Raw genomic sequence first — 12661 nt, forward strand, 5'->3', positions numbered from 1 at the left:
TACAGACGCCCGCTTAACAAGCGGGCTTTTTTGTGCCCTTAGAAAGGCGCGGCTTCCTCCAATACCTCGAATTCGTCCCGCACCTGGACGCGCGGATCGTTATCTGACGGCGCCACCCACTTCAGCGTGACCGAGCGGTCTTCATCGTTGAAAACCATGTCTATCCCATCCACTTCCGCAATTGCCCCCATCACCTCGTTCCACTCTCGATCGCCGTCAGTCTCCAGCTTATGGATCGTCACCCACATCTGATCCTGGGCGATTGGGTGGTTGATCATGCCCGCCACCCTTAGGTTCAGGCGCTCCAGGCTGGACATGGGCTCGCGCTCTTGAGGCTTTTTCTTCTCTGGTAGGGACATCAGTTTCTCCTTGGTTACTGTATATACGTACAGCTTTCGTAAGCATAACGGCAGTCAGCTGTTTGCAAAACCCCTGTCAGAAATATCGGCCTACCTCGAGCGACCGACATCCATCACAGCCGCGTAAAGAATTTAGCATTAGCTGTTGACGCGCCATTTAGCGTTTGCTAATTTACACCCATCGCAGCGATATACCGCAGCGGTACATGACTGGTGAAGCCGCCAGATAGCCAGGGACCAGCGAAGTGGTCTCCCAGCCCCGACAAGGGATCGACTGGATCAGAGCTCTTCAAGCAGAACGGAATCACCGATTTCACTGGCTGGCCTTGGCAGCAGGGTCAGACGGGAAATCAACGAAGAAAGAGGGGGCAGTCAGGCGGGGTGCACTAACACTCACAGGGATCGCCAGATCGCAGGTTTTAACTGCAAACCGGCCGAGGCTTTTACTCTCCGCGCGAGCGGGGCGGAGTCTGGCAAAAACCAAAAGGCTTCGCAGAATGTTGAAAGATTGCAGATGTGGAAAGTGCAAAAGACTTCTCGCCCGTATCGGTGAGATGACACAGCTCCAGATCAAGTGTTCCCGATGCGGGACGTTGAATCATGTGAAGGCCACGAGCCCCGAGCTATCGCCTCTGAGCGACATGAATGCGGAATCCTCCGCACAAAATCATTCGACTCAAGGGTAATAAAATGAAAAATCCAGCACCAACTCTATTCGCCGGTTCAGGTACATCGACACTGCCTCCTAGGCAATCAATGGCTGTAGGCCAATACCTGGTTTCTCCAAATGGCCGGTATCGACTTGTCCTTCAGTCGGACTCTAATCTCGCGCTCTGGGACGGTGATACTGCTCTGTGGGCCGCGAATAACGATCAGCCTTACAGTAGTGACTACGTACATCAACCTTTCAAGATGACTCGTCTTTACGTAGCCGGTAACGCTTGTTTGGAGGATTCACTGCGTCAACGCCAGTGGCAAACTTTTGGGAACGTCACTAAAGAAGATCAGGCGGACCGATGCCACTTGGTGGTTCAGGATGATGCGAACGTAGTGATTCTGGATATTCTCCCTGTTTACTCCAGTGCTCACGTGGATCTGCAAGCCGGTACGCTCGTGAATATCATCCCGCCTGGAACCTCTCTGGAAATGGGACGGCAGTATCCAGCAGGCAATTTCTTTTTGGTCTTCCAAGCCGATGGTAATCTGGTGGTTTATACAAAAGCGGGCGCGGTCGTCTGGCACACCAATACCTATGGCAAAGACGCCAAGACCGCGGTTATGCAAGGTGACGGCAACTTCGTAATTTATTCGTCTACCGGCGTACCGCTGTGGAACACTCAAACTGGCAAATTTCCCGGAGCTTACGCACAGTTGCAAAGCAACGGCGCATTTGTAATTTGCACCGGTGTTCCGGTCTGGGCGCGATTTGGATGGGAGCCGAAGAAAACGAAATCCCGGCCGGTCTTCTACCCGGATCATACGGATCCGGTCGAAAACGGTACTGATGCGTTTCCAACCTACTTTCACATTGGCTATGAGTTCTAATCGGAATTAAAGCGGCTCACCCGCCTGTCTCGACCCTAACGTATCTTCAAGTGGGTTTTGGCGTGCGGGGCTGGGCAAATGTGAAAAGCGCAAAAGACTTCTCGCCACTGTCGGTGAGATGAAGCAGCTCCAGATCAAATGTTCCCGATGCGGGACGTTGAATCATGTGAGGGCCTCGCGCCCCGAGCTATCGCCTTTGAGCGACATGAATGCGGAATCCTCCGCAGAAAATCATTCAACTCAAAGGTAATCATTATGAGCGTAGTTAAAATCGGCAAACACTTCCGCACCGTTATGCCTAACGGGATGGTTCAACTCGTTGCCCCCAGCGAAAACACCGACGGCTTGGTCATCCAGACCGCGTCAATCAACCCTGCAAGTGGTTTTGTGAACCTGTATGCATCTCTCACTCCACCAGCATCGATTGGCGACCTGAACACTCGCATGATTTTCAATGGCAACGGCAACGGCGTCTCTGGCGTCAACTCCCAGGTTGAAATGCCAAACCCGTTGTTTATTCCTGCAGGGATGGGGCTGTGGGTAACGAGCGGCAGCTGGGGTTCAACCGCTGTAACCGGCTCGCTGGCTATCACTTGGGATGTGGTTGCAGCGTAAGCACCCCGTTGTTGATGTAGAAGCGAAGCCCGGCAATTGGGTCGGGCTTCGCTCATTAGTTCCGGGGCCGCTTTGGCGCGCACCGTGGCAAGACATGCACTTATTCAGAGCCTCGGCATTTACCGAGGCTTTTTAGTTTTCAGCCCTGCCACGCCTATCGCTCTGAGCCAGGAGTGCTGCAGGGCTGCCCCATTCCCCGAGCCCGAAAGGGCGGACTGTCGGAGGTCGACGAAGATGCCGGAAAAAACACCTGACTTCTGGGCGCACGTCTGGCTGATCATCACGACGCCGCTCTGGCAAGGAGCGATCATGGCCGCAACCATTTCCCTATTGCGCGTGCTCTATGAAGGCAAAGAAGCCAACAAATGGCGTGTTGTGCTCGAGGCGCTGATCTGTGGTGCATTGAGCCTGTCAGCCAGCAGCGTCATCGAATGGATGGCTTGGCCGTCGAGCCTGTCCGTAGCCGCCGGCGGCACCATAGGGTTCATCGGCGTGACGGCGATCCGCGAGCTGATCATCCGGTTCCTCGGACGCAAGGCGGATTCGTTATGAGCCTCGAACCCGTTGTCGCAGTTGCCAAGGTAGGCGCCACATTGCGAACCGTTGCGGTCGCCATCGTCATTGCCATCGTCATGGGCCTGCTGATTGCCATCCAGCAGATCCGCGTGGTCACGTTGCAAGGGGCCATCACTGTCGAGGCCAATGCCAGGCAGGAAGCAGTCGATGCCAATAACGAAAGCCAGGCCACGATCACCACGCTGCGCGCCGAAGCGCAGCGTAACGCCAACTACACCGCCGATCTGAACAAGCGCATCAAGGCCAGCGAGGACAAAGCCAAGAAGGCGAGGAAAGAATTCGATGATCTCAAGCGCTACAGCAAACCTGTTCGTGATTGGGCTGCTCAGCCTCTGCCTGACGGCCTGCGCGGCAAAGCCTCAAGTGGTGACAAAGACAACCGCCATAAGGCTGGAGGCCCCTGAGCTGATTCCGTGCGAGCGGGTCAATGCGGAGGATACCGATTTGCGTGACAACGGCGACGTATGGGAGCTGAAAGATCTGGCCATCGAGCTGCTCGACACATGCGCCGACCAGGTCGATGCGCAGATTGTTCGAAGCAAGAATAAATAAGCTCATTTCATTTGAGATGCGTCGAATCTGGACGTGGCCGTGAACCGTGAAAGGTCTTGGTTCTTCTTCGCGCCTGGCTTCGAACACTCCCGATGATCATGCAGGAAAACCGTATTGGACCGCTGCCTGTCGCGCGCAGGCGATTCTCCAACTCCCGCCTAAAAAAGCACATCCGATTTGCCTGGTCTGCCGTTGAGCGGGCTATTTTTTTGCCTGGAGAATAGTCATGACCGTGACTGATAAAGATCGCGACGTGCTCGCTCGCACGCTGTATGGCGAAGCTCGTGGGGAAGGGCTTGCGGGAATGCTGGCCGTGGCCTGGACGATCCGCAACCGCGTGAATGATGGACAAGAAAAGTCATGGTGGGGCGAGGGCTACGCCGGGGTATGCCTGAAGCCCTGTCAGTTCAGTTGCTGGAACAAGGGCGACCCGAATTATCCGTTCCTGAGCGGCGCGCGACAGATCCCGCTCCGCGAATTGGCGCAGTGCCAAATTGCTGCTGACCAAGTGATCGACGGAAAGGTGCCAGACCCCACCGGTGGGGCGACTCACTACTACGCGACCACTCTGTCGACGGCGCCGGCATGGGCTGCCAGTGCCAAGCGGACGCTAACACTCGGGAGCCACCTGTTTTTCAAAGACGTTCCGTGATCTGCGGCACAGTCATCACCAAGTCGTCGGGGCAGGCTCGTCTGTGAGCGGCGGGCCCTTCACCGTAAACGGCTTCGCGATTTCGCAAGCCTACTGATTTACCCACCCCTCAAACAACCGCTCCGGCGATTTTTGCATCTATGGAGTAATGAAAATTGACCGTATCGACGGCCGACACCGCCAGCTCGGACAACGGTGGCACTATCACCGTGGCTGCCGACGGTGCCCGGTGGAAGCTGGCACGCCAGACGGCAATATCGGTAAAACGGTCGGCGCCAAGGGCGATGACGCTGCAGTCGATTTAGGAATCAAGCGGCTGCGCCGATATAAGTTGCACGTTCGATGCATCCAAGGCATACCCATGTTCAATCGCTTCTCTATTCAGTGGAAAATCACGCTGCTCGCAGCCCTTTGTCTGTTGTTCATCGTTACGCTGCTGGTCGGTGCTTCGTTGTATCAGTCGCAACGCAGTGCCCAGGTCGTCCAGGCTTCCAGCACCGCCATGCTCCAGGAGTCCGCGCAGAAACGCATGGCTGCTCGCGGCGAGACCCAGGCCCTGCGCATCCAGCGTTATTTCATGGACGTTTACCAATACAGCGACGGTTTTGCCCGGCAAGTGAAGATGCTGATGGCGCAAGCCCGGCAGCACAGCATCGACCCGAAATCTGTGCGTGCTGATCTGTCCTCACAAATACACGATGCTCTTCAAGGCAACCCTAATCTGCTGGGACTGTATGTGGTGTTCGAGGCCAATGGTCTTGATGGGAAGGACGAGCAGTTTGCAGACCAGCCGACTTTAGGCAGTAATGAAAAAGGCCGCTTCGCCTTGTACTGGTCCCAGTCCAGTGATGGAACACTCGAAGCCGAGGCCATGAAGGAAAAAGTACTCACTGACACCACAGTGATGAGCAACGGCGCTCCTTATAATTTCTGGTACACCTGCCCTGTTGCCAACGGAAAAACCTGCGTACTCGATCCCTATGTAGACGAAGTGGACGACGTCAAAACTTTAATGACCAGCATTGCCGTCCCGCTTGTCGTAGAGGGCAAGGTCGTGGGTGTGGTTGGCGCTGACATTAGCCTGGCCAGCCTTCAAGAGATCAGCAACCAGGCAAATGTCGAGCTGTACGACGGCCATGGTCACATCAGTATTGTCAGTCCCTTGGGTCTTTTCGCTGCCCATAGTGGCGATGCCTCGTTACTGGGCAAACCCTTAAGCACGGGCTTTGGTGCCCAGAGTGATGAGCTCGTTCGCCTGACGGCGGGTGGTCGCTCGCAGATGCTGCATCAGGGGCCGATGCTGCAGGTGCTGGAACCGCTGCTACCCATTCCAGGCGCCAAGCCCTGGAGTGTCCTGCTCGAAGTGCCCGAAGAAATACTCACCGCGCCGGCGAGACAGCTTGAAGCCGAACTCGACAGCCGTCGCTCCAGCGACAGCCGTGTGGCGCTGGGCATCGGCTTGTTGGCCGTTATCGCCGGTCTGGCACTCATGTGGCTGACCGCCCGTGGCGTAACTCGCCCAATTCTGAAGGTGGCCGATATGCTCAAGGACATCGCCACCGGCGAAGGGGACCTTACTCGGCGCCTGGACTACAAAAAGGACGACGAGCTGGGCAAGTTGGCTGGCTGGTTCAACCGGTTCCTCGACAAGCTGCAGCCGATCATTGCCGACGTAAAGCTATCCGTTCTGGACGCACGGGCCACCGCTGACCAGTCGGCCGCCATCGCAAAACAAACGAGCGACGGGATGCAACAGCAGCTGCGTGAAGTGGATCAGGTGGCGACCGCTTTTCAGGAAATGAGCGCCACCGCCCATGATGTCGCGCACAATGCCGCGCAAGCCGCCGAAGCCGCCCGCAGTGCTGATGACGCGACCCATGAAGGGCTGGCCGTCATCGACACCACCACCACGGCCATTGAATCGCTGGCCAACAAGATGACTGAGGCCATGGGGGAGGTCGAGGGTCTTTCCAACAGCAGCCAACAGATCGGCTCTGTACTGGAAGTGATCCGCTCGATTGCTGATCAGACCAATCTTCTGGCACTCAACGCGGCCATTGAAGCTGCCCGTGCCGGTGAGGCCGGGCGTGGTTTTGCTGTGGTGGCTGACGAGGTGCGCAACCTTGCCAAACGCACCCAGGATTCGGTTGAAGAAATCCGCCAGGTTATCGAAGGCCTTCAAAGTGGCACGCGCGAGGTCGTCGGTACCATGGGCACGAGCCATGAACAGGCGCAGAACAGCGTACGCCAAGTGGAGCTTGCGGTGAGTGCTCTCAGGCGCATCAGTGCCGCGGTCGGGATGATTACGGACATGAACCTGCAGATCGCCAGCGCCGCCGAAGAGCAAAGTCTGGTGGCGGAAGAGATCAACAGTAACGTGGCCGCCATTCGCGACGTGACGGAGAGCATTTCCCGGCAGGCGGGCGAATCGGCGCAGGTGAGTCAAACGTTGAATAAACTGGCCAACCACCAGCAAGCCCTGATGGGTCAATTTAAGGTCTAGGAAGCCGACGTATCTCGGCTGAACGTCAATCTCGTCGTTACCTCAATTGAGGCAGCTGGCTTCCCGGCGCATTCCCTTAAAGGTCGGCGTCGCCCAGAAGCTCGCCGGAGTTTTTCTTGCCGGCCAGCTTTGGTTGACCCTTGTGTCGGCCAAACACGAAATCCGGCCCGCTGTTGCCCGCCACTACGGCAAGCAATGTCCAGCCTTTGCCTAATAGATCGTTGGCACCCGAGGTGCTGCTGGTGGTGATCACTTCGGCTACGTCTTTAAAGTCCATCGATGCGGCTCCTTTGCTGGGTGGATGGCCGCGCCAGCATGGCGCGGCCGGGGCTTCTGTCTGCGATCTGCGAAACAGCGCGGCAGTGTTACACCTGGGTTGTTGCTCCGGCATCATTCCCAGAGAGCCCCATTCACGTTATTCCGAGAATGGCCTGAGCCGTTAGTTCCCGGTTTTAGAAGGGGTAGCACTCAACCGGCGATTTATCGTCGATGGGTGGCAGTAAGTGCTCAGGGCCGCAGAATAGCGGCGCGAGCCGCCGAGAAAAGCATGCGAACCCCCTGCAACGCCCGTCCGGTTGAACACATCCGTATGCTCCTGCACAATTCGCCGTGCCCATTTCGCCCAGCAGCGCGCTGCAGTCACCTTCCAAGGAACCCCATGCCGTTTAAAGACCTGTGCCTGGCATTGCTCGTCATCATTGCGTGGGGTTTGAATTTCATCGTGATCAAATACGGCCTGGATGGCCTGCCGCCGATGTTGCTCGGCGCGCTCCGCTTCACGCTGGTCGCGATTCCCGCCGTGTTTTTCATCCGCCGCCCAAAGCTGCCGTGGTTCTGGCTGCTTGCGTATGGAGCGACCATTTCTTTCGGTCAATTCGCCTTTCTGTTCGAGAGCATGGCCCGTGGAATGCCACCGGGGCTGGCCTCCTTGCTCCTGCAGGCGCAGGCATTCTTTACTCTGCTGTTCGCCGCGATATTCATTGGTGAGAAATTACGCGTGTACAGCGTGGCTGGCTTATTGATCGCCGCAGGCGGGCTCACCCTCATCGGCATGGGCACGGGGGCCGCAACTCCACTGCTGGCGGTGTTGCTGGTGTTGTGCGCGGCGTCGATGTGGGCGTTGGGCAATATCATCACGCGCCGGTTTGGGAACGTCGATCTCGTCGCCCTGGTGGTCTGGGGTGCGATCGTGCCACCGCTGCCGTTCCTCGCGATGTCGTTGTGGCTGGAGGGGCCAGCGCTCATTGAGCATTCACTGCTCAATCTGGGATGGAGCTCGGTGCTGTCCCTGGCTTATCTGGCCTTCGTCGCCACGCTCTTCGGCTACATTAGCTGGAGCAAGCTGCTGTCGCGCTACCCTGCGGGCAAAGTCGCGCCGTTTTCCCTGCTGGTGCCGGTGGTCGGCCTCAGTTCCTCGGCGTTGGTGCTGGGCGAGCGACTCAGCGTGCTGCAATGCGCGGGGGGTGTGCTTGTGATGCTGGGTCTGACAGTCAATTTGTTGGGCCCTAAATTATTCGGTAGAGGGCGCCGCGCGGTGGCTTGATGACGGGTGACGCGGGATCACTTTCGCACGCCACGCCTATCTATTGCAGCGCTGCGTCTCTGCGCAGCGCAAGCCGTTGCCAAGCCTTCCCGGCGTCACTATTGACCGTTTTGCTGCGGTCAGTGCCCCATTGGCGTCTCTAAACCGCCCGGTTTGTCATGAATGCCGAAGCGATCCACGAGGGTTGCACTGGCCTGGTTCATCCCAATGACATCCACATGGACCCCCAGTCGACGAAGTTTGAGTACGACTTTGTCCAACGCCGCAACCGCCGTGATGTCCCAGAAGTGCGCGGCGCGAAGGTCAATTGCCAACGTCTCGAGGGGCTCCTTGAGATCAAAGGATCGGATAAACCGGTCCGCTGATCCGAAGAACACCTGACCGGTTACCTGATACGTGCGGTGAGGGTGCTCGGGATCACGGGTTGAGCTCACATCGAGGTGATGGCCGATCTTGTTCGCGAAGAACATCGCCGCCAGCAATGTGCCCGCGACAACGCCAAAGGCCAGGTTGTCGGTGGCGACCACTACCACGACCGTTACCACCATGACGATGTTGGTTGAAAGCGGATACTTGTTGAGGTTGCGGATCGAATCCCAACTGAACGTGCTGATCGACACCATGATCATCACCGCCACCAGCGCCGCCATCGGGATTTTCGCAAGCCAGTCGCCGAGGAAGACCATCATCACCAGCAGCGATACCCCGGCGCTCAGTGTCGACAGTCGGGTGCGGCCGCCGGATTTCACATTGATCATCGACTGCCCGATCATTGCGCAGCCTGCCATGCCGCCTATCAGGCTGGAGGCAATATTCGCGATGCCTTGTCCCTTGCACTCGCGGTTCTTGTTGCTGGAGGTGTCAGTCAAGTCGTCGACGATGGTCGCGGTCATCATCGACTCCAGCAGTCCTACGATCGCCAGGGCGGCAGAGTAGGGCAAAACGATCAGCAGGGTGTCGAGGTTCAGGGGGACGTCCGGCCACAGAAATATCGGCAGGCTGTCAGGCAACGATCCCATGTCGCCCACGGTGTGTACGGTCAGTCCCATTGAGATTGAAATCCCGGTGAGTACGATAATGCACACCAGCGGCGAGGGGAGCAGCGTCCCCAGCACCGGCAGTCGGGGAAACAGGTAAATGATGGCCAGCCCGCCCGCCGTCAGGGCATAAACCGGCCAGGTCACTCCTGTGAGTTCCGGCAGTTGGGCCATGAAGATCAGGATCGCCAGAGCGTTCACGAACCCGGTCACGACGGAGCGGGAGACGAAACGCATCAGCTCGCCCAGGCGCAGATAGCCGGCCATGATCTGAAGCACCCCGCACAGCAACGAAGCTGCCAGAAGGTATTGAAGGCCATGGTCCCTGACCAGATTGACCATGAGCAGGGCCATCGCTCCGGTCGCCGCCGACACCATCGCCGGGCGGCCGCCGACGAAGGCGATGACGGTGCAGATGCAGAAAGAGGCATACAGGCCGACCTTTGGGTCGACGCCTGCAATGATGGAGAAGGCGATCGCCTCGGGGATTAGGGCCAGCGCAACAACGAGTCCAGCGAGTACGTTCGCTCTGGCGTCGGACAGCCAGGCGGTTCTGATGTTTTCAAACATTAATTCACCCATGGCAGGCACGGCATGACGCACAGCGACGGGCGCCGAGCGATACACGTGTGTCTGTTTCAATTGAGTTGTGGATTAGCCGCGGCCAGAAAATCAGGCGCAGCAGAATTCGACCGCAGTCAGGTGGCGGTCAGGGTCAAGCGAGGGGGGGCGTAGCGCTAAGGCGGCGTAGGCAGCCAGTTGAAACGGGGCAAGTTCGTACCTTTTGATGACTTATCGTGAGTCGTGAGGCCGGGGCATGATAATCGTCCTCTCGGCGCTTGGTCCAGCATGGGTTAGCCCGCGCCGACTGATGGACATAAATGCAGTAAAGCCAAATCACACGCTTTTACAAATGGAAACGCTTTGCATTAACAATTCATGAAAAGGTTGTTACGATCGGCGCCCTCATAGCTTTTCGCCATGCGGAACGTCGCTCGTCAGGGTGCCGTGCCGCGGATCAGCACGCCTTCGTCCTCTCCAGGAAGCACCCGATGCTACGTCCCGTCCTGCCAGCTTTGTCGGCACTCGTTGCCCTTGGTTTCTCCAGCCAGTCCATCGCAGCGCCAGTGCAGCAGGATTTGCCCGATCGGCCATCGGCGACCTCGCCCGCTCAATCAGGCAGTGACAGCGCCAACCCGGCGCCGGGCGCAGTGGCGTTGGAAGGCCTGAGCATCAACGCCGATTACGGCATCGCCGGCCAGGCGACCACGGAAAGTTCGGGCTCTTACACAACGGGTTCCATGAACACGGCGACCAAGCTGCCGTTGTCCATCCGCGAGACGCCGCAGTCGGTGAGTGTGATCACCCGCCAGCGCATGGACGATCAGGGCATGAACGACCTGAACGACGTGGTGAAATACGCGCCCGGCGTGACGTTGCACCGAACGGCGTCTGACCGTCAGGAGTTCCTGGCGCGCGGTTTCAAGATCGACAACATCATGTACGACGGCCTGCCGAGCAGCATCAGCGCGTACACCCAGGACGTGATTTCCGGCGCGGATCTGGCCATGTATGACCGCGTCGAAGTGGTGCGCGGGGCGACGGGACTGATGACCGGCGCGGGCAGCCCGGCGGCGACGTTGAACCTGGTGCGCAAGCATCCCACCGCCGTGCCACAGGTCAGCGTGACCACCAGCGCTGGGAGTTGGGACCGCTACCGCACCGAGGTCGATGCCTCGAACAAGCTCAATGATTCCGGCACCGTTCGCGGCCGCGTGGTGGCGGCGTACGAAGACGACAAGAGCTTCTCCGACATCCGCAAGAACCAGCGCCAGACCTTTTACGGGATTCTTGAAGCCGACCTCAATGACTCGACCACCTGGACCGTGGGCGCGTCGAAGCAGCGTGACGACAACACCTCGGACTGGGGCGGTCTGCCCAGTGGTCCGAACGGCGAAGACCTGCACCTCAAGCGTTCGACGTTCCTCAGCAACGACTGGTCGTACTGGAACAAAGACAACATCATGTTCTTCACCGACGTCACCCACCGTTTCGACAACGGCTGGTCGGCCAAGCTCGCCGGGCAGAAGATCTGGGCCGAGGCGGATACGTTCTCCAGCTACATCGGCAACTACGACGGTCTGGGCTTTCAGCAGTACCACGGCAAGTACCGCGACGACGATGACCAGACCAACCTCGACGCCTCCCTCACCGGTCCGTTTCAGATGTTCGGTCGAGAGCATGAACTGGTCGTGGGCGTGAGCCATCGCCAAGAGAAGTTTCACCAATGGGGCGGCTGGACCGACGGCACGCCGATCGACCTTTACAACCCGACCCATTCACTGCCCAAACCTGACGTCGATACCAGTCTGTACGAGACCCGCAACGCTGCCACCGAAGAAGGCGTTTACGCCGCCGCGCGCCTGAACCCGATCGACCCGCTGCACGTCATCCTCGGCGGCCGCGTCAGTTGGTATGACTACGACAACCGCGTGGGCGATGGCGATTACAAGGTGGTCCGCGAAGTCACGCCGTACGCCGGCGTCATTTATGACCTGAACGAGACATACTCGGCCTATGCCAGTTACACCGAAATCTTCAAGCCGCAGACCGAGACGGATTCATCGCGCTCGGTGCTCAAGCCAATGACCGGCAAAAACTACGAGATCGGCCTGAAGGGTGAGTATTTCGACGGTGCCCTGAACGCCTCGGTGGCGCTGTTTGAAATGGAGCAAGAGAACCGCGCCTATCAGGAGCAAAATCAAAGCGCCGCTACTTGCCCGGGTTTCCCGGCGACCAGCTGCTATGCGGCAGCGGGCAAGGTGCGCAGCCGCGGCATCGACACCGAGCTGAGCGGCGCGCTGACGCCGGACTGGCAGGTCTCGGCGTCCTACACCTACGTGCTGAGCCAGTTTGTCGAAGACGGCATCAAAAGCAACGAAGGCAAACTGTTCGCCCCTGAACAGCCGAAGCATCTGTTCAAAGCCGCGACCAGCTACACCTTGCCCGGCGAGCTGCACAAATGGCGCGTGGGGGCTGATGTGCTGGCCCAGAGCAAGACCTTCAACCGCGTCGGCGACGGTCAGGCGGACCAGGACGCTTACGGCATCGTTGGCCTGATGGCCGGTTACAAGCTGAACGAGCACTGGGACGGCCGGGTCAACGTCAACAACCTCTTCGACAAGCGCTACTGGCAGGGCATCCCGAAAGAGTCCGGGACCGGCGTTTACGGCGATCCGCGCAACCTGATGTTCTCGGTGAAGTGGACGCTCTGATCAC

13 protein-coding genes and 2 pseudogenes are annotated in these 12661 nt (G+C 58.4%); 12 read left to right on the plus strand and 3 right to left on the minus strand.

The features are described 5' to 3' along the window. Window positions 1-38: 38 nt before the first annotated feature. Window positions 39-359, minus strand: coding sequence for a DUF1654 domain-containing protein (locus tag FX982_RS15215; RefSeq protein ID WP_172611475.1), 321 nt, complete (start codon window positions 357-359; stop codon window positions 39-41). Between the two features lie 497 nt (window positions 360-856). Here FX982_RS15215 and FX982_RS15220 point away from each other — a divergent pair, with 497 nt between their 5' ends. From FX982_RS15220 to FX982_RS24830, 10 genes and pseudogenes are all read left to right on the plus strand, one after another. Next, window positions 857-1045, plus strand: a complete 189-nt coding sequence (locus tag FX982_RS15220) for a Com family DNA-binding transcriptional regulator (protein ID WP_172611476.1) — start codon at window positions 857-859, stop codon at window positions 1043-1045. Window positions 1046-1049: 4 nt separating this feature from the next. Further along, window positions 1050-1904: a putidacin L1 family lectin-like bacteriocin gene (locus FX982_RS15225; protein ID WP_172611477.1), complete on the plus strand. Its 855-nt coding sequence runs from the start codon at window positions 1050-1052 to the stop codon at window positions 1902-1904. Between the two features lie 70 nt (window positions 1905-1974). Beyond that, entirely contained in the window at window positions 1975-2154 is a 180-nt protein-coding gene (locus FX982_RS15230; protein WP_254074931.1) for a Com family DNA-binding transcriptional regulator, read from the plus strand. Between the two features lie 5 nt (window positions 2155-2159). After that, window positions 2160-2519, plus strand: a complete 360-nt coding sequence (locus FX982_RS15235) for a hypothetical protein (RefSeq protein ID WP_172611479.1) — start codon at window positions 2160-2162, stop codon at window positions 2517-2519. 234 nt (window positions 2520-2753) lie between these two features. Then, window positions 2754-3071, plus strand: a complete 318-nt coding sequence (locus FX982_RS15240) for a phage holin, lambda family (protein WP_065989191.1) — start codon at window positions 2754-2756, stop codon at window positions 3069-3071. Window positions 3072-3112: 41 nt separating this feature from the next. Then, window positions 3113-3499 (plus strand): hypothetical protein, encoded by a 387-nt coding sequence (locus FX982_RS15245; protein ID WP_172613063.1) that lies wholly within the window; start codon window positions 3113-3115, stop codon window positions 3497-3499. Then, entirely contained in the window at window positions 3462-3647 is a 186-nt protein-coding gene (locus tag FX982_RS24475; RefSeq protein WP_254074799.1) for a hypothetical protein, read from the plus strand. The genes FX982_RS15245 and FX982_RS24475 overlap by 38 nt, the downstream gene beginning before the upstream one ends. Before the next feature lie 226 nt (window positions 3648-3873). Next, window positions 3874-4299 (plus strand): cell wall hydrolase, encoded by a 426-nt coding sequence (locus tag FX982_RS15250; RefSeq protein ID WP_172611480.1) that lies wholly within the window; start codon window positions 3874-3876, stop codon window positions 4297-4299. A gap of 628 nt (window positions 4300-4927) precedes the next feature. After that, a pseudogene (locus FX982_RS24825) lies at window positions 4928-5896 on the plus strand (PDC sensor domain-containing protein); the annotation flags it as partial. 384 nt (window positions 5897-6280) lie between these two features. Continuing rightward, window positions 6281-6802, plus strand: a pseudogene (locus tag FX982_RS24830) (methyl-accepting chemotaxis protein); the annotation flags it as partial. 76 nt (window positions 6803-6878) lie between these two features. Here the strand turns inward: FX982_RS24830 and FX982_RS15260 are convergent. Beyond that, window positions 6879-7079: a hypothetical protein gene (locus FX982_RS15260; protein ID WP_172611481.1), complete on the minus strand. Its 201-nt coding sequence runs from the start codon at window positions 7077-7079 to the stop codon at window positions 6879-6881. A gap of 381 nt (window positions 7080-7460) precedes the next feature. Here FX982_RS15260 and FX982_RS15265 point away from each other — a divergent pair, with 381 nt between their 5' ends. Next, window positions 7461-8345, plus strand: coding sequence for an EamA family transporter (locus FX982_RS15265; protein WP_172611482.1), 885 nt, complete (start codon window positions 7461-7463; stop codon window positions 8343-8345). A 119-nt stretch (window positions 8346-8464) separates the two neighbouring features. On the opposite strand, the gene FX982_RS15270 is transcribed toward FX982_RS15265, so the two are convergent. Beyond that, window positions 8465-9952, minus strand: a complete 1488-nt coding sequence (locus FX982_RS15270; RefSeq protein ID WP_172611483.1) for a SulP family inorganic anion transporter — start codon at window positions 9950-9952, stop codon at window positions 8465-8467. A gap of 482 nt (window positions 9953-10434) precedes the next feature. Between FX982_RS15270 and FX982_RS15275 the strand changes: the two genes are divergently transcribed. Next, a complete protein-coding gene (locus FX982_RS15275; protein ID WP_172611484.1) occupies window positions 10435-12657 on the plus strand; it encodes a TonB-dependent siderophore receptor in 2223 nt (740 codons plus the stop codon). Window positions 12658-12661 lie beyond the last annotated feature (4 nt).

The organism is Pseudomonas graminis (genome assembly GCF_013201545.1).
In the GTDB taxonomy this organism is placed as follows: Bacteria; Pseudomonadota; Gammaproteobacteria; order Pseudomonadales; family Pseudomonadaceae; genus Aquipseudomonas.

Coding starts and splice junctions, on each gene's coding strand:
- FX982_RS15275 (WP_172611484.1), top strand. CDS start 10,435: ATGCTACGTCCCGTCCTGCCAGCTTTGTCGGCACTCGTTGCCCTTGGT.
- FX982_RS15215 (WP_172611475.1), bottom strand. CDS start 359: ATGTCCCTACCAGAGAAGAAAAAGCCTCAAGAGCGCGAGCCCATGTCC.
- FX982_RS15250 (WP_172611480.1), top strand. CDS start 3,874: ATGACCGTGACTGATAAAGATCGCGACGTGCTCGCTCGCACGCTGTAT.
- FX982_RS15225 (WP_172611477.1), top strand. CDS start 1,050: ATGAAAAATCCAGCACCAACTCTATTCGCCGGTTCAGGTACATCGACA.
- FX982_RS15235 (WP_172611479.1), top strand. CDS start 2,160: ATGAGCGTAGTTAAAATCGGCAAACACTTCCGCACCGTTATGCCTAAC.
- FX982_RS15265 (WP_172611482.1), top strand. CDS start 7,461: ATGCCGTTTAAAGACCTGTGCCTGGCATTGCTCGTCATCATTGCGTGG.
- FX982_RS15240 (WP_065989191.1), top strand. CDS start 2,754: ATGCCGGAAAAAACACCTGACTTCTGGGCGCACGTCTGGCTGATCATC.
- FX982_RS15270 (WP_172611483.1), bottom strand. CDS start 9,952: ATGTTTGAAAACATCAGAACCGCCTGGCTGTCCGACGCCAGAGCGAAC.
- FX982_RS15220 (WP_172611476.1), top strand. CDS start 857: ATGTTGAAAGATTGCAGATGTGGAAAGTGCAAAAGACTTCTCGCCCGT.
- FX982_RS15260 (WP_172611481.1), bottom strand. CDS start 7,079: ATGGACTTTAAAGACGTAGCCGAAGTGATCACCACCAGCAGCACCTCG.